Here is a 19,271-nt window from a genome sequence, read left to right on the forward strand (position 1 = left end):
GATATCACGGGGGTGGTGATGGCGACACGACGGGCGGTTCTGCGGGCGGCGGCGCTCGCGCCGTTGCTGTCGGCGTGCGCGCCCGGAGTCCTGTTCGGTCATCCCGCCTCGATTCGAATCGCGGTGCCCTGGAGCGGATCCGAGCTCGCCGCGTTCCGCCGGGTGCTCGCGGACACCGGGTTGGGGGAGACGGTGGCGGTGCTGCCGCTCGGCGACGATATCGACACCGCCCTGCTGGCCCGCGGCCGGTCGGCGCCGGATCTGGTGATGCTGCCGGAGGTCGGCCGGATCGGGGAACTGGCGGGCGATGTGCTGCGCCCGTTGCCGGCCACCCTGTGGGGTGACGCGACGGATCCACGCTATCCCGAGCGCTGGCGGCCCCTGCTGTGGAAAGACCGCGCGCTCTACGGGATTCCGTTCAAGGCCGCCGACAAGTCACTGGTGTGGTACGACCGCTACGCCTTCGGCGGGAACGGGCCACGTGACGACCCGCGTGACTGGACGGTCTCGGAATGGCCGCATCGGGCCGCGGAGGCGACCGGGCGCAACCCGCTGTCGCTGGGCGCGGCCGACGGCTGGGTGCTGGCGGATCTGTTCGGCAATATCCTCTACGGTGAATCACCCTGGGACTACGGCGATCTGGCGTCGCCTGGCGATCCGCGGACTCGTCCGCGGGAGTGGGACCGCGACGCGGTGCGGGCGACGCTGTCGCGTCTGGGCGCGCTGTGGTCACCCGCCGGGGCCTTTCCCGGGGGTATCGCGGCGACCCTGATCCGGCAATTCCCCGAGTCGATCCGTGAGGTGTTCGAACGGCGCACCGCGGCGATGGTGGTCGCACCCGATTTCGCGGAGCCGATCGTGCGCAGTTGCCTGCGGCGCGCCCACCGTCCGGCGGACGCGGTCGGTGTGATGCCCTTTCCGGCGGTGGCGCCCGGCGGGTCACGTCCGGCGATCGGCGGTGGCGATGTGATCGTGGCGACCGCCGCCGGCACCCGCGATGTGGTCCCGGTGATCAGCGCATTGACCGCACCCGACGCGGTAGCGGGCTGGATCGCCGATCACGGAGGTTTCCTGGCACCGAGCCCACGGACGGTTCCCGGCCATCCGCCGATGCTGGAGCCGGTCGCCGCGCAGTTGCGGTCGTGGACGGCCTTCGATTTCGCCGATCTCATCGGCGCGGCCGGGCGGCGGGACGGATTGTGGCGGGTACTGACCGATCTGCTCATCACCGTCGGTGACGGCCGCGGTGACCGCATCGATGCCGCGGTCGACCACGCGGTACGCGGACTCGACGAGTTCGAGCGGAGAACACGATGACCGCGGGGCGAATCCACGCGCACGGCCTGGATCTGGAACTGGCGCCCGCGCGGGTCGCGGGACCGCTGATTCCGGGCCGGCCGCCCCGGCGCTGGGCGACGTGGCCGGCCCAACTCCCGGCGCTCGGGCTGATGCTGATCCTGCTGGTGGGCCCCACCGCGACGACACTGTGGACCGCCGCCCGCGCGCGCTGGGACATGGTGGCGTGGTGTGCGCTGCTGGTGGTGCTGATCGCCGCGGTCACGCTGCTGTGGCGGGCCGATGCCGCCGCGCGCGGCGTGGTTGCCGCGGTGGTCCGGGGCCGCTGGTCGCTGGTGCGAATCCGGTTGCGGGAACTGGTCGTGCGCCGCGCGGTGGGGCCGGGACCCGTGCCGCGGCGCATGCGGTGGCGGTCGCTGTGGTGGCCGGTGCTGATGCTGGCGCTGGGGGTGACCCTGGGGGGCATCGGCGTCGAGCTGGGCGCGTCCGGGCGCGGGGCCTACGCCCGGACGCTGGTGTGGGTGGTGTGCGGAGTAGCGGTTCTGGTGCTGGCACTCGAGCTGGCCTGGCGGGGCCGCCGCAGCTGGTGGCCGTGGCAGCCGCTGATCCTGCCGTTCGGGGTATCCGCCTTCGTCGCCGGGCTGGCGTTTCGGCTGCTGGCCGAGAATCCGGACTACCGGATGCCGGTGCCCGGCGTCACCGGTCAGCGCGTCTGGTTGATGGCCATGCTGATCACCGCGTTCGTCTGGTGCTGGCTGGGGGCCCTGTTCGCCCTGTTCCGCGCCGCGATCGCCGCGATCGAGGCCGATCCGGTCCGGCGGGGATACCTCGAGGACGCGCAGGGGGCCTGGCGTACCCGGGCGCGGCTGTTCGAGCTCGTGCGACCGGTATTCCTGATCCTCGGATTGGTGGTCGCGATCGCCGCGGCCCGGATCTTCGACATCATCCTGATCGCGGTTCCCGGATCACTGCAGTATTCGCTGGACTCCGCCACCGTGCACTGGTGGCGCCTGGTCTCGGATCCGGATGCCGATCCCGGCGTGGCGGCGGCGTATTCGCTGCCGCTGGCGGTGCTGATCGGCGCGGCGGCGTGGATCATGCAGACCACGGTGCGTCGGCACCGGGTCGGCTGGATACGCCGCCCGGAGGTCGACCCGTTCCGCACCCGGCGCGACGCCCGGGGCGTGGTCCGGGTCGGCATCGTCTCGCTGCTGTCGCTCGGGCCGCTGCTGGCCTTGGTGGTGTTCAGCTGGGTGGGCGCCGACGGCCCGGCGTTCGCCGGTTCGGGCTCGGTGTGGCACCACCGAGAGTTGTTGCACGCCATGGCCAATACCGGATGGGTTGCCGGCTGGGCGACCCTGCTCGTCATCGGCGCCGCGTTTCCGGTGGCCCACCGGCTCGCCGGGCTGCCCGCCGATGCGATGCGATCGCGGATCACCCTGGTGGTGCTGGTGGTGTTCACTGTGCTGCCCGCGCAGTTCTCCGTGGGACCCATCCGTCGCGTGATCGAGAGCTTCGGCTTGACCGGCACCTCGATCTCCTCGCTGATCGTCGTCCATGCCGCGATCGGGCTGCCGATCGCGATCCTGATCCTGCGCGGTGCGCTGCTCGCGCCGTCGGACAGTCCGGCGGCGGACACGCTGCGCGGATTGGCCAGACCGTGGGCCGTGGTGGGCCGGATGCTGTCGACCGCGTGGCCGGCCGTCGGGGCGGTCGCGGTCCTGGAACTGATCCAGGTGTGGAACGACTTCTTCATCGGATTGATGGTCAGCGGTGCGGATGTGAGCCCGTGGTCGCTGCTGCTGTGGGGGGACGCGCGCCAGTTCCAGGAGAATGCCGCCCACCTCGCGGCGGGTGCGCTGCTGTCGACGGTGCCGCCGGCGCTGCTGTTGCTCGCGACCTGGCGGCGGTTTCTCGTTCCCGGCCTGACCGGCGGTTTCGTGCGATGAGCACCGATACCGAACGCCGAGACGACACCGAGTCCGCCGCTGCGCTGATCACGGCACCGAAAGCGTCGGTGTGGCAGGGGTTTCTGGGCGCCGCCTGGGTGTTGTCCTCGTCGTTGCTGCTCGAGGTGGTGGCGAAACTGCTCGAGGGCTCGGTCGGCCAGAGCCATGTGCTGAACTCACTGGCCGGGGTCCTGCGCTGGGTTGCGGTGGCGGTTGTGCTGGCCGCCGCGCTGTACGTGCTGTGGCGCAAGAGTATGGATATGCGCGAGGGCGCGCGGATCCGCCGGGAGCTGGATCTGACGTCGGATCTGGTGGAGCCACCGGCCGCGGTCGCCCGCACGGTGACGATCGCACCGGCGCTGCCGCCGGAGCCGGCGCCGCGGCTCGACGCGCAGGACGAACCGGTGGTCGCGGTCCTGCGGGCGCTGCCGTTCGCCGATTACGAGTCGGCCGCGCTCTACGACATGGTGAGCGCGATGCTGGACTGCGTGTCCATCCTGCCGGGCGATCAGGCGGTGGCGCGTCGGCACGCGAGTGATGTGCTGATCCGCTTGGCCGCCGGTGGGATCGTCGCACACGACGGTCACGACCGGTTCCGGGTGGATCGCGGGGATCGCCCACCCGCCGGGCCGGGACGCGACGTCTGTCGTACCCCGCAGTGGCGGGCCGCCCTGCCCGCCCTGGTCCGCCACTACGCGGATCTGGCGCACCGCTGGGCGGTGGCGTTGGACTCCGATCGGCTCGGTGCCGGCGCTCACCGCTGGTTCCTCGGATCGGCCGATCGTCTCGCCGCGCTGCTGTGCGCGTGCGCCGAGGCCGAGCACGGCATCGAGCTCGATATCACGGCCCTGGCGCGCATCGCCGACGCCCTGGACCTCTGGTACGCGCGCATCGGGGTGCCGCCAGGTAGTGCCGCGGCCGTGGCCATGCGCACTCTCGCGTCCCGCTCACACCCCGAGATCCGGGAATTGGCGTCGATCCGCTGCGGGGACCTGTCGGAACCGGAATCGGGCTCTCGCCGGCGGCCCTGGGCGCGCGTCCGCAGGCGTCGCGGAACGACGGGCCTGCGAGCGCGCCGCGCGCACGAGACCGCGTTGCGTGGCCTCCAGCGCTACCGGCGCTGGGACGGCGCGCCGGGTCCGGCCGCGGCGGGGTCGCTGTCGGAGGTCGTGGACGGATTCGAGCGGGCCTGGTGGCTGTTCCCCCGTCGTGACACCGCTGGTGAGGTGTGCGCCCTGATCGACCTGGCGATCGCCCAGCTGCATCAGGGCCGCCTGGATGCCGCGCGTGATCGGCTGGAGCTGGCCGAAGCGCTGACCCGTGGCGGGCGCAACCCCTCCGGGCGTGCGCACACCTTCGAGATCCTCGGCGTGTTGTGGTGGATGCGCGGGGAGCCGCGCCGAGCCTTGCGCTGGTGGCTGCTGGCCTTGACCCGCTATCGCGATCTGGGTCATGAACTGGGCATCTGCCGCTGCTTGCAGCATCTGGGCAGTGCGGTCGTGGTGGTACCCGAATACGGGGGTCTGGTGCTGGCCGGGCCGGTGGATACCGGCGAGGTTCTCAGCGAGGCCTCGGGTTGGCTGGCCTACGCCGAACAGCACCGCCCCGACCGTCCCGCGCCGGACTCGCTGCTCGCGCGCCGCTATAGACGCCAGGTCACGCGGGTGTTGCGTGCCGCGCGGGTGCAGGTCCGCGACACCGTGGGCCGATGGCCGATCGAAGTGTCCGAGCGGTAGCCTCATCCGAGCTGTCGCCGCGGGTTGCGGGGCTTTCGCCGCGTCGGATTCGGTCATTTCGGGCGTGATACTGCGACCCGAGTCACTATATACGGGTGATCTCCGCCACATAACGTTTATATAACTACAGTTGTGTAAGGCGCGTTTATCCGCGCATGCCCTGCGGAAACGTGAATGATCCGGGATATGACTCGATGAGTTTTGGTTGTTACCACAACGTGATCTGTCGAGATTTATTCGTTACCGTCGTCTGCAGCTCGGAATTCCGGGCTGACGCTCGAATCGCTGAACACCGGTAACCCTGTCCCGCGGTTCGAGTTCGACCCCGACATACCTGGGGGCAGGGACCCGCGATCGCCACCGGCGGGCCGGCTGGGCGCAGGCAGGAAATACTTACATGTCTCGTAACCGGAAGTTCAGCACTCGCGCACTCGGCTTCGCCGCCGTCGCCGGCGCCATCGTCGCCGTCCCGTTCGGCCTCACCGCTACCGCGTCTGCCGACGGCGGCCACGACTGGGATGCCGTGGCGCAGTGCGAGGCCAGCGGCAACTGGGGCGCCGATACCGGAAACGGATTCTACGGCGGCCTGCAGTTCACCCAGAGCACCTGGGAGGCCAACGGCGGCAGCGGCAGCCCGTCCAACGCCAGCCGGGCCGAGCAGATCCGCGTCGCGGAGAACGTGCTCGCCAGCCAGGGCCCCGGCGCCTGGCCGGTCTGCGGCGCCAACCTGTAAGGGTTCGCCGCTCGATCGACTCCCGCATCGATAGCGTGCCGACAGGCCCCTCCCGGAAGTGCCGGGCGGGGCCTGTCGTCGTTATCCCAGTTCAGGCGCCGATTGCGGCGCCGGTCGCGTAACGGCTCTCGACCGGCGCGAGGCCGTAGTGCCCGCGCAGGGTGTCGGCGCTGTACTCGGTGCGGAACAGGCCGCGTTCCTGCAGGATCGGCACCACCCGGTCGACGAAATCGGTCAGTCCGCCCGGCAGATACGGCGGCATGATGTTGAATCCGTCGGCCGCGCCCGCCTCGAACCACGTCTGCAGTTCGTCGGCGATCTGCTCGGGTGTACCCGCGAAGCTGCGGTGCCCGCGCCCGCCGCCGAGCTTGCCGATCAGCTGCCGGACGGTCAGCTGCTCCTGGGTGGCCAGATCCTTGACCAGCGTGAACCGTGATTTGCCGCCTTCGATATCGCTTTCGGCCGGCAGGGGCGGCAGCGGTGCGTCGAGGGGGTGCTCGGTCAGATCGATGCCCAGCTGCGTAGACAGTTGGCGCAGTGCGTAATCCGGTGCGATGAGGTCGGTGAACTCCTGCTCCAGTGCGAGCGCCTCGGCAGTGGTATCGGCGATGTAGGGAACCAGGCCGGGAAGCACCTTCAGCTCGTCCGGGCTCCGGCCGTATTTCGGCAGCCGAGCTTTGAGGTCGCGGTAGAAGCGCTGCCCCTCCTCGAGACCGCGCTGCGCGGTGAACACCGCCTCGGCATAGCGGGCGGCGAATTCCTTTCCGCTCTCCGAGGATCCGGCCTGCACGAGTAGCGGGCGGCCCTGCGGACCGCGCGGGGAATTCAAGGGGCCCCGCACCCGGAACCGGTCGCCGGCGTAGTCGACGGTGTGGACCTTGTCGGGATCGGCGAAGACCCCGGTCTCGGGATCGAGCACGATCGCCGAGGACTCCCAGCTGTCCCACAATTGCAGTGCGACATCGACGAATTCGGTTGCGCGCTCATATCGGCGAGCATGTTCGGGAATGGCGTCGTAGCCGAAATTATAGGCCTCGTCGACGGTGCCGGAGGTGACGATGTTCCACCCGGCCCGGCCTCCGCTGATGTGATCGAGCGAGGCGAATTTGCGAGCCAGATTGAACGGTTCGTTGTAGGTGGTCGATGCGGTGGCGATGAGGCCGATGTGCTCGGTCGCGGCGGCGATGGCCGACAGCAGCGTCACCGGTTCGAATACCGCGAGCGTATTGCGCTGAATTCGCGGGCCCACCGCCAAACCGTCGGCGAAGAATACCGAATCCAATTTCCCACGCTCGGCGATGCGGCCCAATTCCTGGAAATGCCGTACGTCGAGAACGCGTTGTTCTTCGGTGCGCGGATGGCGCCAGGCCGCCTCGTGGTGGCCGACGCCCATCAGAAAGGCGTTGATATGAAAGGTTTTCCGTGATGGCGACATCGGGCGTCGTCGTCCCTTCGAGAGAGTGCTTCAGCGATCGGATTCGGGGCGCCAGCGGGTGAGGCGGCGTTCGATCGCGACGAGGACGGCGTTGTAGACCAGTCCGACGATCGCGATGGCGACGATCCCGACGTACATATCGGGGATCTGGAAATTCTGCTGGGCGGCGGTGATGAGATAGCCGAGCCCCGCTCGCGCGCCCGACATCTCGGTGGCGATGAGAACCAGAATGGACGCCGACGCCGCCATCCGGATGCCGGTGAAGATGGTCGGGACCGCGGCGGGCAGAATCACCTTCTGGAACAGCCGCAGCGGTGAGAAACCCAGTGAGACTGCCGATTTGACCAGTAGTGGATCCACCGATCGCACGCCGCTGATGGTGTTCAGCAGGATCGGGAAGAACCCGGCGTAGACGACGATCGCCACCTTGGAGGTCTCGCCGATGCCGAGAATGAGGATGAACACCGGTAGCAGCGCCAGCGCCGCGGTATTGCGGAACAGTTCGAGCAGGGGGTTCAGGAAATCGGCGACCGGTTTGTACCAGGCGATGGCGACCCCGGCCGGTACCGCGAGCGCCACCGCGATCGCGAACCCGACCAGCGACCGTCCGAGGCTGGCGGAGGTGTTGTCCCAGAGCTGGCCGTTGCGAATCAGCTCCTCACCCCGTGTCACCACGGTGGAGAAGGGCGGCAGGAAGATCCGATCGACGAGACCGAACCGGGGCGCGAGCTCCCAGAACGCCAAGAACAGGGTGATGACCAGAACGGGTTTGAGCAATCGCCAGCCCCAGCGGCCGGCGATGCCGACCAGTCGCCGTCCCGATCCGGAAGCCGGGCGGGCGGGGGACTCGGCCGCACTCGCGGCCGAGATGTGCGACTTCTTCGGCACCAGCACGGATTCGGCGGTGGCGGGCAAAGTGGTGGACACGGTGTTACCTCCTGTCGGCGGCCGCGAGCTCGGCCTGCTCGAGGCCCTGAGCGCGGGCCACCTCGTCGTGCAGCAGTGACCAGATCCGATGCCTGATCTCGCTGAAGTGTTCGCTCGAGCGGACGTCGGCGTCCGGATCGGCGTCGCGGTCGAGATCGATATCGACCACCGCCTTGACCCGTCCCGGCCTGGAGGTGAGGACGGCCACTCGCTGCCCCAGATACACGGCCTCATTGATGTCGTGGGTGATGAACAGGATGGTCTTCCCGGTGGTGCGCCAGATGCGCAGCAATTCGTCCTGTAGCGATTCGCGGGTCTGCGCGTCGAGCGCGGCGAACGGCTCGTCCATGAGCAGCACCTCCGGATCGAAGGCGAGGCTGCGCGCGATGGCGACACGCTGTTTCATACCGCCGGACAATTCGTGCGGATACCGGTCGCCGAAGCCGGTCAGGCCGACCAGCTCCAGATATTCCTCGGCGATCCGGCGGCGCTCCCGGCGGCGAATTCGTCTGGCCTCCAGCCCGAATTCGATATTGCCGCGCGCGGTGCGCCACGGCAGCAGCGCATACTGCTGGAATACGATGCCGCGGTCGAGTCCGGGCCCGGTCACCGGTTCACCGTCGAGCAGGATCTGCCCGTGGCTGGGGCGGGTCAGACCGCCCAGCAGATCCAGCAGTGTGGATTTGCCCGAGCCGCTGGGGCCGACGAGTACGAGGAATTCACCGTCGCGCACGTCGACCGTGACGTTCTCGAGCGCGGTGAACGTGGTGCCGGCGCCCCGGGCGGGAAACTCCTTGCGCACCCCGTCGAGCGCGAGTTTGATTGCCGTGTCGCTCATTTGGCGGCCACCGCCTCTCCGGTCGGCCCGCTGCCGGGCGGGTACTTCCCGTTGGCGTAGGGGTTGAAGCTGTTGGTGTAGATATCCTTGGCCGCGGCTTTCCCGGCCGGCAGTTCACCGTTGCGGACCAGCCAGTCGATCCAGATCTGCAGTTCTCGCTCCTGAATCACCGCACCGGGCACCGGAATGCCGGAGGATTTGTAGGAGTCGAGCAATGTGGTGTTCTCGTTGCGGCCGCGCTTGTGGATGATGTCGGCCAGTCGTGCCACCACCTGATCGCGCGGCGTGAGCTGCAACCACCGCGTCGCGCGGGCGGTGCCCTGGACGAAGTCGGCTACCGCGTCCTTGTGATCGGAGATGTACTCGTTGCGGAAAACGTAGGTGCCGTAGTCGAACTCACCGAACAGCCCCTTGTCGGTGTACAGCGGGTGGATGCCGCCGTGGGCCAGCGCGATGTCCTGCAGCGGTCCGCCGAGGGCCGCGGCATCGATCTGCCGCTTGCGCAGCGCGTCCTCGGTGTTGACCGGTGGCAGCACCACCAGCTGCACCTGTTTGATCTCGTCGTCGGTGAGGCCCTGATCGTGCAGCCACTGCCGGGTGATGAATTCGTGGTGTGCGCCGAGGGTGTTGACCCCGACCTTCTTGCCGATCAGATCCTTGGCGGTCTTGATACCGGAATCGTCGCGGACGTAGTAGCCGGTGAAGCTCTGCGCGTCGGCGCCGTAGGAGCTGAGTACCGAGGTGACCGGGGCGCCGCCGGCGATGAGCTTGACGACGGCGCCGTTGAAGGCGCTGCCGAATTCGATCTGCTTGGTGGTGGCGGCCTGGATATTGGCGGGGCCGCTGGTGGTATCTCCCTCCCACTTCAGCTCGATCTTGGAGAAGTAACCGAGATCGGCGGCCAGTTCGTAGGGTGTGACCGTTCCGGCCTGGCCCTGGTACCGGAGGATGGCCTTACCGTCGGCGGTGGTGCCGGCCCCAGAACTCGAGCAGCCGGCCGCGAGCGCGAGGGATATGGGCAGGGCCAGGACGGCGGCGAGGGCGCGCACGACCCGGGGTCGTCTGAACGACAACATGATGGTTTCTTTCACTGAATGCGACCGCGGTCGCACGCATATGGAAATGCGACGACCCGCAGGTCCGCGAAACGAATTGCCTGGGAGGGGCTTTCGGCGACGGCGATGGCGCCCGGATTCAGGCGCGACAGATCCCGTGCGAAACGCGCATGAGATCGACCGTGCGGCGCCGCGTCAGTGGACGGAAGACATTCATCGGGTGGCCTTTTCGGGAAATGCTCGTACCGGCGGCGCGGATCGCGATGACCCGCGGTGATCGCTGACCGACAGTTCGGGGTCGTCGCCGTCGAAGCAGTTCGGTATCGCGATCGCACGATCGACTGCGCGTGCGCCCGAACGCGGTTCATCGGTGGCGGCCATAGATCCTCCTGCCGGGACCGAAAACGATGTATCGCACTCTGTCCTGCCCGCAGACCTGGGGCAATGGTTGTGCGCAGCGCGAGCGGATCACCGACGCGGAGGAACGAATTCCAGGGCCACGGATTGCCGCCGATCGGGGGCGAATATCGTGGCGCGCCGACGTGATGAACGAGGACGGCGATCGACATGTATCGCGGCGCAATCGTCCCCGGCGAGCCGGACTATCTCGATCGGATCGCGGTGATCGTGGCGAGCCGCCGCGGAAGTACCCGTCGGACACCGCCCAGCGGGCTCAGTGTGGTGCGGGCTCGTCCGCGGGCGCGGCGGCGGTCTCGATGAACTCGTCCGCGCCCCAGCGCGCGTCGACGACGAGCCCGATGACGCCGAGGGTGATGCACACTCCGGACAAGATGAGCAGGCCGGGATCGGTCCGGCCGGTCAGCGCGTCGCCGAGCACGACCACGCCGATCGTGCCGGGAATGATGCCGAGGAAGGTCGCCAGCAGATACGGCACCATCCGCACCGACGACAACCCCGCGCAGTAGTTGATCACCGAGAACGGTACCGGTGCGATCAGCCGCAGTGAGCCCACGGCGAGCCAGCCCCGCCGGGCCAGTCGCCGATCGACCGCCCGCACTGCCGGGTGATGCAGCCGCGCCGCGACCTGGTCCCGGTCGAGGGCGCGCACGAGCAGCAGTGCCAGCACCGCACTGACCGTCGTGGCGGTGACGGCGAGGGCGATGCCGACCACCGGCCCGAACAGAAGCCCGGCGCTGAGAGTGAAGACGGTGCGCGGGAAGGGCGCGACGGTGACGATCGCGTGGACGAGGAAGAACACGAGGGGGAAGATGGGACCGACCGAATCGGCCCATTCACGAATCTGCTGTGGAGCCGGATGCGGCGCCAGCGCGGCTACCGCGACCAGCGCGATCGCGAGCAGTAGCAGCGTTGCGACCCGTCGATTGCGCAGCATTCGCAGCGCCACTTCCGTCGTCCTCGGCACCCGCGACAGGTTACCGGTTGGTAGGACGAGCCTGTGCGAAGCGGGTGCGAACACCGGGCTAGCATCACATGAAGGTTGAGGAATGAACGTTAACCGAACTGGCCTGTGACCTGCCGATATCGCATATCGGCGGCAATGTGAAGCGGACACACAGCCGGTTGCGAAGGCCCTGCGAAGAGTTGGGTTCGGGTGCCGGTATCCGGTACAGGTGGAGTATCGCCAGTCGAGTGGAAGAGGTACAGCAGCGATGCCGATTGGTTCAGATCCGGGCGCGGACACCGTGCCCGGGTACGCCGCGTGGCGTAAGGGCGTGGCCGGAGTTCTGGCCAAATCCCGCAGGGTCGATGCCGCCGAACTCGGGGACGAGCCGGAGCGTCTGCTCGAGGTCACCAATTACGACGGAGTGACCGTCGCGCCGCTGTACACCCGCCGCGACGAGCTGCCCGAGCAGCCACTGCCGGGACAGTTCCCGTTCGTCCGCGGTAACGAGGCGACCCGGGATGTGCACCGGGGCTGGCACGTCAGCGCCCGGTTCGGCGGGGCGGATCCGGCCCGGGTCAACGAGGAGATCCTGGCGGCGCTGGAAAACGGCGTCAGCGCGGTGTGGCTGGGTGTCGGGGTCGAGGGGGTGCCGGTGGCCGGGCTGCCGGACGCGCTGCGCGGTCTGTTGTTCGAACTCGCGCCGCTGAGTGTGCGGGCCGGGGCCGATACCGCGGCCGCGGCCGCGCAGGTGCTGGCGGTGCTCGACGCCTATCAGGTCGCCGATCGCTCCGATATCCGCGTGTTCCTCGGTGCGTCGCCGCTGACCGGTGAGTTCGCCTCGATTCCCGATATCTCGGTGGAGGGCGCGGTGGAGCTGGCTCGCACCGCCGCCGAGCGCCCCGAGGCGGTGCGCGCGATCACGGTGTGCGGCACCGTATTCCACGACGCGGGCGCTTCCGACGCGCAGGAGATCGGCGCGGCCGTCGCCGCGGGCCTGGACTACCTGCGCCTGCTGACCGATGCCGGACTCGATATCGCCGACGCGCTGGATCAGGTGAGTTTCCGGTTCGCGGCCACCGACGATCAATTCGAGACCATCGCGAAGTTCCGCGCCGCCCGCCGGTTGTGGGCCCGGGTGGCGCACCAGGTGGGCGCGCCCGACTTCGGCAACGCCCCGCAGCACGCGGTCACCTCCGAAGCGATGCTCAGCCAGCGCGATCCCTGGGTGAACATGTTGCGCACCACGCTGGCCGCCTTCGGCGCCGGCGTGGGTGGCGCCGATCTGGTCACCGTGCTGCCGTTCGACGCGGCCCTGCCCGCCGGGGAACTCGGTGTCTCGCAGGCGTTCTCCGAGCGCATGGCGCGCAACACCCAGCTCCTGCTGCTCGAGGAGTCGCACCTGGGGCACGTGCAGGATCCGGGCGCCGGCTCCTGGCATGTGGAGAGCCTGACCGACGAGGTCGCCGCGGCGGCGTGGGCGTTCATGCAGGAACTCGAACGGGCCGGCGGATATCGCGCGGCGCTGGGTTCGGGCGTGCTGGCCGAGCGGATCGCCGAGACGAAGGCGCGCCGCGAATCCGATATCGCGCACCGCCGCACCGCGGTCACCGGTGTGAACGAATTCCCGAACCTCGCCGAGGAACCGTTGTCGGAAGCCGCGCGGGCGACCGGCTCGGCGGCCCGCTACGGTGCGGCCTTCGAGCAATTGCGCAATCGCTCCGATGCGTACCTGGCCACCCATGGTCGTCGCCCGCGGGCGCTGCTGGTGCCGCTGGGACCGGTGGCCGAGCACAATGTGCGGGTGACCTTCACCGCGAACGTGCTGGCCTCGGGCGGAATCGAGACCGTCCACCCGGGCCCGGTGGCGATCGCCGGAATCGGCGCCGCCGCCACCGAATCCGAGGCGACCCTCGCGGTGCTGTGCGGCGCCGACGCCCGCTACGGGACCGAGGCCGCGGCCGCGGTGCAGCAGTTGCGCAGCGCCGGTGTCGCCACGGTTCTGCTTGCCGGGCCGGAGAAAGCGGTGGCGGAGGTGACCGGCACACAGCGGCCGGACGGATTCCTCACCGCTCGCATGGACGCGGTGGCCACCCTGTCCGGCCTGCTGGAGAAGCTGGGAGCGTAATGACTACTCGAGATGTGAACCACGTGATCGGCAGCTTCGCCGAGGTGCCACTGGGCGATTCGTCGCCCGCGCGGGTCGACAGCGCCGGGGTGGAGGCGTTCGTCGCCGAATCCGCCGCCGCCAACGGCTACACCCCCGAACAGCTGGTGTGGGCCACCCCGGAGGGGATCGACGTCGCGCCGGTGTACACCAAGGCCGACCGTGACGGTGTGGTCGCCGAGGGCTATCCGCTCGACAGCGTGCCCGGTATCGCGCCGTTCGTGCGCGGCCCGTACCCGACGATGTACGTGAATCAGCCGTGGACCATCCGCCAGTACGCGGGTTTCTCCACCGCCGCCGATTCCAACGCCTTCTACCGCCGTAATCTGGCCGCGGGCCAGAAGGGGCTGTCGGTCGCCTTCGACCTGGCCACACACCGCGGCTACGACTCCGATCATCCGCGCGTCACCGGTGACGTGGGTATGGCCGGTGTCGCCATCGACTCCATCTTGGACATGCGGGAACTGTTCGATCAGATTCCGCTGGACCAGGTTTCGGTGTCGATGACCATGAACGGCGCGGTGCTGCCGATCCTGGCGCTGTACGTCGTGGCCGCCGAGGAACAGGGCGTCAAGCCGGAACAGCTGGCCGGAACCATTCAGAACGACATTCTGAAAGAGTTCATGGTCCGCAACACCTACATCTATCCGCCGAAGCCCTCGATGCGGATCATCTCCGACATCTTCGCCTACACCAGCGCGAAGATGCCGAAGTTCAACTCGATCTCGATCTCGGGCTACCACATCCAGGAAGCCGGTGCGACCGCCGATCTGGAGCTGGCCTACACCCTCGCCGACGGTGTGGAGTACATCCGTGCCGGTCTGGACGCGGGGATGGAGATCGATCAGTTCGCACCGCGGCTGTCGTTCTTCTGGGCGATCGGCATGAACTTCTTCATGGAGGTCGCCAAGCTGCGCGCGGGCCGGCTGCTGTGGAACGAACTGGTCTCGAAGTTCGAGCCCAAGAGCCAGAAGTCGCTGTCGCTGCGAACCCATTCGCAGACTTCGGGCTGGTCGCTGACCGCCCAGGACGTGTTCAACAATGTCGCGCGCACCTGCGTGGAGGCGATGGCGGCCACCCAGGGCCATACCCAGTCGCTGCACACCAACGCCCTCGACGAGGCGCTGGCACTGCCGACCGACTTCTCCGCCCGCATCGCCCGCAACACCCAGCTGCTGCTGCAGCAGGAGTCGGGCACTACGCGGCCGATCGACCCGTGGGGTGGCTCGTACTACGTCGAGTGGCTGACCCACCAGCTCGCCGAGCGGGCTCGGGCCCATATCGCCGAGGTGGAGGCGCACGGCGGTATGGCACAGGCGATTTCGGAGGGTATTCCGAAGTTGCGCATCGAGGAGGCCGCCGCGCGCACCCAGGCGCGGATCGACACCGGCGCGCAACCGGTGATCGGCGTCAACAAATACCAGGTGCAAGAGGACCAGGAGATCGAGGTCCTCAAGGTCGAGAACTCGCGCGTGCGCGCGGAGCAGAACGAGAAACTCCAGCGTCTGCGCGCCGAACGCGACAGCGCCGAGGTCGAGCGGGCACTGGCCGAATTGACCAGGGCCGCGGGCTCTTCCGAGGGCGGGATGGGCAACAACCTGCTCGCCCTGGCCATCGACGCGGCTCGCGCCAAGGCGACCGTCGGCGAGATCTCCGACGCGCTGGAGAAGGTATACGGCCGCCACCAGGCCGAGATCCGCACACTGTCGGGCGTCTACCGGGAGGAGGCCGGCAAGGTGACCAATATCAGCAAGGCCATCGAGCTGGTCGAGGAATTCGCCGAGGCGGAGGGGCGCCGTCCCCGCATCCTCGTCGCGAAGATGGGCCAGGACGGCCACGACCGCGGGCAGAAGGTCATCGCGACCGCCTTCGCCGATCTCGGCATGGATGTCGATGTGGGCCCGCTGTTCCAGACTCCGGAGGAGGTGGCGCAGCAGGCGGCCGACAACGACGTGCACATCGTCGGTGTCTCCTCGCTGGCGGCCGGTCACCTCACGCTGGTGCCCGCCCTGCGCCAGGCGCTGGCCGATGTCGGACGTCCCGACATCATGGTCATCGTCGGCGGTGTGATCCCGCCGGGTGACTTCGACGAGCTGTACGCCGCAGGTGCCGCGGCGATCTTCCCGCCGGGCACCGTGATCGCCGATGCCGCGATCGGCCTGCTGCAGAAGCTGGCGGCCGAACTCGGCCACGAGATCGGCGGACAAGCCGGGGCGGAATGAGCGACGCCGACCTGACCCCGGCGGGCGGTGGGTCCGCCGGGGCGGAACTGCCCGGCACCCAGGCGCTGTCGACCGAGCGCGGCATGCCCCCGGCGCTGCGGGTGGCCGGTCCGGAACGCGGCGGTGGGTCCGCCGGCAAACGCGGCGGTGGGTCCGCCGGCAAACGCGGCGGTGGGTCCGCCGGCAAACGCGGCATCGATGTCGCGGAGCTGGCACAGGCCATCCGCGGCAATCAGCGTGCCGCGCTCGCGCGGGCGATCACCCTGGTCGAATCGACCCGCGCCGATCACCGCGAGGCCGCTCAGAAGCTGCTGCTCGAACTGGCCGGCGGTGACTGCGCCGAATCCAATCGGGTCGGCATCACCGGCGTGCCCGGGGTGGGCAAGTCGACCTTCATCGACGCCCTCGGGATGTATCTGATCGGTCAGGGGCACCGGGTCGCGGTCCTGGCCGTGGATCCGTCCTCGACCCGCACCGGCGGTTCGATCCTGGGGGACAAGACCCGCATGGCGCGGCTGTCGGTGGAGCGTGACGCCTACATCCGTCCGTCGCCCACGGCGGGCACCCTCGGCGGCGTCGCCAAGGCCACCCGGGAAACCATCGTGCTACTCGAGGCGGCCGGGTACGACGTGATCCTGGTGGAGACTGTCGGCGTCGGGCAGTCCGAGGTGACCGTCGCGAATATGGTCGATGTGTTCTGCTTCCTCACCCTCGCCCGCACCGGAGATCAGTTGCAGGGCATCAAGAAGGGGGTGCTGGAATTGGCCGATCTGGTGGCGGTGAACAAGGCCGATGGGCGGCACGAGGTGGAGGCGCGGGCGGCGGCCCGCGAACTGCAGGGCGCGATGCGGCTGATCCATCCGCGGGAATCGCTGTGGCGGCCACCGGTTCTCACCATGAGCGGACTCAACGGCAGCGGCCTCGACACCTTCTGGGACACGGTGCTCGAACACCGCCGGGTACTCACCGAGGCGGGGGAGTTCGCGGAGAAGCGCCGCCGCCAGCAGGTCGATTGGACCTGGACCATGGTGCACGACCAGCTCTTGCGGCGGTTGGCCGACAGTCCCGGTGTCAAGGCGATCCGCGGTCAGGTCGAAAAGCGGATCCGCGACGGCTCGCTGACTCCGGCACTGGCCGCGGAGGAACTGCTGCGAGCCTTCGACGAGGGATAGCGTTCCAGCGGGCGCTCAGGTGAGAGCGATGCCCTCCCACAACGTCCGGACCGGGCACGGGTCATCGATGACGGTGGGCTCCAGGTCCAATCGCATCGTCGTGCGGCGGAGAGGTTCGTAGGGTGGCCAGTGCACTCGGCCGGTGGTGGCGAACTGTACCCAGGCGCCGTGGACGAGATCGGCCAGCTGTTGCGGCGGGTTCGGTCCGGTGAGCCAGCGCATGCGCGGGTCGTGCAGCCGATCGAAGGCGAAGGGTACCTCCAGGAAATGGCACGACCCCAGTTGTCCGTCGAACTGCGGTGAGCGCCACGTGAATTCGTACATGTAGGTGGACGCGGGCGCGGGTGCGTGGGCATCGGCCAGCCGGAGTCCCGGCACGGTATAGAACCAGTCGCCCTGCACGATCGCCAGCAGCGCCCCGGGATCGGCGCCCGGATAGGCGGCGCGATAGGCGGTCAGCGCACGCTCGACGGGCAGCCGATACAGGTGCATCGCGGTGGCCAGTTCCGCCTCGGTGACCGAGTCGAGGCCGCGGAACGGAACCAGTGACAGCCGCCCTTCCGCACCGTTGTGCCCGATCAGGACATCGACATCCGCGCCCGCTCCGGCGGTGACGGCGTCGACGGGCGCGGCGGACAGTGTGCTGCCGTCGAGCGTGGGCCGCCACATGTTGACCCGGCATCCCGGTTCACCACCCCATCGCTGTGGATCCGGTTGCCGCGCGAGATCGCCCATCACCGCGGTCTGGGCGGCCAGCACCCGTTCGACCCCCGCCGTCGCCACGGCGTCACGGTCGGCGGCCACACCGAGTTTCGTGACGAGACGTTGCCCGATCTCGCGGGCGGTGGCGGCGGAGTAGCACAGATTGCCCGCTCCGCTCTCCAGGATGGCCCGCCGGAACAGCCCGGAGGCGCGGGGCATGGTCAGTAGCGTGCCCACGGCCATCGCCCCCGCGGACTGTCCGGCGATCGTGACGTTGTCCGGGTCGCCGCCGAACGCGGCGATATTGTCGCGCACCCATTCCAGCGCCGAGATCTGATCCAGCAGTGCCACATTCGCCACCTCGTCGTCGAGGAACAAGAACCCCTCGGCGCCGAGGCGGTAGTTCATCGCGACGAACACCACCCCGTCGCGAGCGAACGCGGTCCCGTCGTAGAGGCCGTTGCTGCCGGTGTCGAATCCGCCGCCGAAGATCCACACCACCACCGGCATCCGCGCCGAACCGGGTTCGCGAGTCCAGATATTGAGGTTGAGATAGTCCGCTCCCGGAATCGGAGGTGCGAAGAACTCCAACGGCGGCGGAGTAGCCGGCTGTGGTGGCGTGGGTCCCAGCGCGATGGCGTCACGCACGCCGCTCCAGGCTCGGACCGGGCGCGGCGGACGATAGCGGTGCGCACCGATGGGCGGCGCCGCATAGGGCACGCCGCGAAACGCGTGGATCCCCGCGTCCACCCTGCCCCGTACCCGGCCCGAGGCGGTGGCGACGACCGAATCCGCCTCGCCGCCAACGCAACCGGTGGCGAGCCAGGGGAGCGTCGCCGTCGCGGTCAGGTCGCGAAGAAACGCCCGGCGGTTCATGTCGGTGCCCGGCGTTCGGTGATGGGCTCGTACATCTGAGTTCCTCGGTGCGGGGGTCACATAAACCTACGACGTAGGTTTCGGGTCGACCGTATATCCTACGATGTAGGTTTGGCAAGGGAAGGGAGTGTGGGTGGCCAGGCGCACGCAGGGGACGGCGGCGGGACTCAGTCGCGAGCGGATCGCGGCCGCGGCGGTCGCACTCATCGATCGCGACGGCCTGGAGCGGTTCGGTGTGCGGCGGCTCGCCGAGGAACTCGGGGTCGACCCGATGTCGATCTACAACCACATCAAAGGCAAGGCGGCGCTGCTGGACGCGGCCACCGAAGCCGTACTCGCCGAGATCTCGGCCGATGCCGAGGACGCCGGAAGCTGGGAGGAGATCGCGCGCCGGACCGCTCGCGACTACCTGGCGACGGCCTCTCGGCACCCCCACATCGTCGCGCTGCTGGCCGCCCGGCCGCAGACCTCACCCTCGGCGCTGACCGCACTCGAGCGGCTGGTCAGCGCGATGCGCGCGGCCGGTCTGCCGGATGAGGTCGTCTCGGACACGCCGACGCTGCTGTTCGGATTCCTCAACGGCTATCTGATGGCGATACTCGGCCCCGGCGGCCCTTCGACCGTTCCCGATATCGACTCCGCGCGGTATCCGACGATGGCCACACTCGCGCCGCGGCTCGCCGGTTTCGGATCCGTAGCGGAATTCGACCGGATGCTCGACACGGTGCTGACGGGAATCCGGCAGCGCGCGGCCGGGTGCGCCCAGGGGTAGTCCGCCGCGTGACCACCGCTCGGCGACC

The 19,271-nt window shown here is 68.9% G+C and carries 14 protein-coding genes; 8 read left to right on the plus strand and 6 right to left on the minus strand.

Annotated elements, in window-relative coordinates:
- The first annotated feature begins 18 nt into the window (after positions 1–18).
- From LKD76_RS15815 to LKD76_RS15830, 4 genes are all read left to right on the plus strand, one after another.
- Positions 19–1,317, plus strand: coding sequence for an ABC transporter substrate-binding protein (locus tag LKD76_RS15815; RefSeq protein ID WP_227982091.1), 1,299 nt, complete (start codon positions 19–21; stop codon positions 1,315–1,317).
- Positions 1,314–3,245 carry a hypothetical protein gene (locus LKD76_RS15820; protein ID WP_227982092.1) on the plus strand — a complete coding sequence of 644 codons (1,932 nt, stop codon included), beginning with the start codon at positions 1,314–1,316 and terminating at the stop codon, positions 3,243–3,245. The genes LKD76_RS15815 and LKD76_RS15820 overlap by 4 nt, the downstream gene beginning before the upstream one ends.
- The gene (locus LKD76_RS15825; RefSeq protein WP_227982093.1) at positions 3,242–4,981 is read left to right on the plus strand and encodes a hypothetical protein; all 1,740 of its coding nucleotides are present in this window, start codon (positions 3,242–3,244) and stop codon (positions 4,979–4,981) included. The genes LKD76_RS15820 and LKD76_RS15825 overlap by 4 nt, the downstream gene beginning before the upstream one ends.
- A gap of 397 nt (positions 4,982–5,378) precedes the next feature.
- Positions 5,379–5,714, plus strand: a complete 336-nt coding sequence (locus LKD76_RS15830; protein WP_227982094.1) for a transglycosylase family protein — start codon at positions 5,379–5,381, stop codon at positions 5,712–5,714.
- Between the two features lie 91 nt (positions 5,715–5,805).
- Here the strand turns inward: LKD76_RS15830 and LKD76_RS15835 are convergent, their stop codons facing one another.
- The 5 genes from LKD76_RS15835 to LKD76_RS15855 all read right to left on the minus strand — a co-directional run bounded on the left by LKD76_RS15835 (position 5,806) and on the right by LKD76_RS15855 (position 11,323).
- Positions 5,806–7,149, minus strand: coding sequence for an LLM class flavin-dependent oxidoreductase (locus LKD76_RS15835; RefSeq protein ID WP_227982095.1), 1,344 nt, complete (start codon positions 7,147–7,149; stop codon positions 5,806–5,808).
- A 30-nt stretch (positions 7,150–7,179) separates the two neighbouring features.
- Positions 7,180–8,076, minus strand: coding sequence for an ABC transporter permease (locus LKD76_RS15840; protein WP_227982096.1), 897 nt, complete (start codon positions 8,074–8,076; stop codon positions 7,180–7,182).
- Between the two features lie 4 nt (positions 8,077–8,080).
- Positions 8,081–8,914, minus strand: a complete 834-nt coding sequence (locus LKD76_RS15845; protein ID WP_227982097.1) for an ABC transporter ATP-binding protein — start codon at positions 8,912–8,914, stop codon at positions 8,081–8,083.
- The gene (locus LKD76_RS15850; RefSeq protein WP_227982098.1) at positions 8,911–9,990 is read right to left on the minus strand and encodes an ABC transporter substrate-binding protein; all 1,080 of its coding nucleotides are present in this window, start codon (positions 9,988–9,990) and stop codon (positions 8,911–8,913) included. The genes LKD76_RS15845 and LKD76_RS15850 overlap by 4 nt, the downstream gene beginning before the upstream one ends.
- A gap of 652 nt (positions 9,991–10,642) precedes the next feature.
- Positions 10,643–11,323, minus strand: a complete 681-nt coding sequence (locus LKD76_RS15855; protein WP_227985259.1) for a TVP38/TMEM64 family protein — start codon at positions 11,321–11,323, stop codon at positions 10,643–10,645.
- A 277-nt stretch (positions 11,324–11,600) separates the two neighbouring features.
- Here LKD76_RS15855 and LKD76_RS15860 point away from each other — a divergent pair, with 277 nt between their 5' ends.
- Genes LKD76_RS15860 through meaB form a run of 3 tightly spaced genes read left to right on the plus strand, consistent with a single transcriptional unit; the run spans position 11,601 to position 16,893 of the window.
- On the plus strand, positions 11,601–13,460 hold the full coding sequence (locus tag LKD76_RS15860; protein ID WP_227982099.1) for a methylmalonyl-CoA mutase family protein: 1,860 nt from the start codon (positions 11,601–11,603) through the stop codon (positions 13,458–13,460).
- Positions 13,460–15,721 carry a methylmalonyl-CoA mutase gene (gene scpA / locus LKD76_RS15865; protein WP_227982100.1) on the plus strand — a complete coding sequence of 754 codons (2,262 nt, stop codon included), beginning with the start codon at positions 13,460–13,462 and terminating at the stop codon, positions 15,719–15,721. Before LKD76_RS15860 ends, scpA begins: the two co-directional genes overlap by 1 nt.
- Positions 15,718–16,893 (plus strand): methylmalonyl Co-A mutase-associated GTPase MeaB, encoded by a 1,176-nt coding sequence (gene meaB / locus LKD76_RS15870; RefSeq protein ID WP_227982101.1) that lies wholly within the window; start codon positions 15,718–15,720, stop codon positions 16,891–16,893. The genes scpA and meaB overlap by 4 nt, the downstream gene beginning before the upstream one ends.
- 15 nt (positions 16,894–16,908) lie before the next feature.
- On the opposite strand, the gene LKD76_RS15875 is transcribed toward meaB, so the two are convergent.
- On the minus strand, positions 16,909–18,471 hold the full coding sequence (locus tag LKD76_RS15875; RefSeq protein ID WP_227982102.1) for a carboxylesterase/lipase family protein: 1,563 nt from the start codon (positions 18,469–18,471) through the stop codon (positions 16,909–16,911).
- A gap of 133 nt (positions 18,472–18,604) precedes the next feature.
- On the opposite strand from LKD76_RS15875, the gene LKD76_RS15880 reads away from it, so the two are divergent.
- Complete coding sequence (locus LKD76_RS15880; RefSeq protein ID WP_227982103.1) at positions 18,605–19,243, plus strand: TetR/AcrR family transcriptional regulator; 639 nt, start codon at positions 18,605–18,607, stop codon at positions 19,241–19,243.
- Positions 19,244–19,271: the final 28 nt, after the last annotated feature.

The organism is Nocardia spumae (genome assembly GCF_020733635.1).
In the GTDB taxonomy this organism is placed as follows: Bacteria; Actinomycetota; Actinomycetes; order Mycobacteriales; family Mycobacteriaceae; genus Nocardia; species Nocardia spumae.

Coding starts and splice junctions, on each gene's coding strand:
- scpA (WP_227982100.1), top strand. CDS start 13,460: ATGACTACTCGAGATGTGAACCACGTGATCGGCAGCTTCGCCGAGGTG.
- LKD76_RS15860 (WP_227982099.1), top strand. CDS start 11,601: ATGCCGATTGGTTCAGATCCGGGCGCGGACACCGTGCCCGGGTACGCC.
- LKD76_RS15825 (WP_227982093.1), top strand. CDS start 3,242: ATGAGCACCGATACCGAACGCCGAGACGACACCGAGTCCGCCGCTGCG.
- LKD76_RS15875 (WP_227982102.1), bottom strand. CDS start 18,471: ATGAACCGCCGGGCGTTTCTTCGCGACCTGACCGCGACGGCGACGCTC.
- LKD76_RS15835 (WP_227982095.1), bottom strand. CDS start 7,149: ATGTCGCCATCACGGAAAACCTTTCATATCAACGCCTTTCTGATGGGC.
- LKD76_RS15830 (WP_227982094.1), top strand. CDS start 5,379: ATGTCTCGTAACCGGAAGTTCAGCACTCGCGCACTCGGCTTCGCCGCC.
- LKD76_RS15815 (WP_227982091.1), top strand. CDS start 19: ATGGCGACACGACGGGCGGTTCTGCGGGCGGCGGCGCTCGCGCCGTTG.
- LKD76_RS15850 (WP_227982098.1), bottom strand. CDS start 9,990: ATGTTGTCGTTCAGACGACCCCGGGTCGTGCGCGCCCTCGCCGCCGTC.
- LKD76_RS15855 (WP_227985259.1), bottom strand. CDS start 11,323: ATGCTGCGCAATCGACGGGTCGCAACGCTGCTACTGCTCGCGATCGCG.
- LKD76_RS15820 (WP_227982092.1), top strand. CDS start 1,314: ATGACCGCGGGGCGAATCCACGCGCACGGCCTGGATCTGGAACTGGCG.
- LKD76_RS15845 (WP_227982097.1), bottom strand. CDS start 8,914: ATGAGCGACACGGCAATCAAACTCGCGCTCGACGGGGTGCGCAAGGAG.
- meaB (WP_227982101.1), top strand. CDS start 15,718: ATGAGCGACGCCGACCTGACCCCGGCGGGCGGTGGGTCCGCCGGGGCG.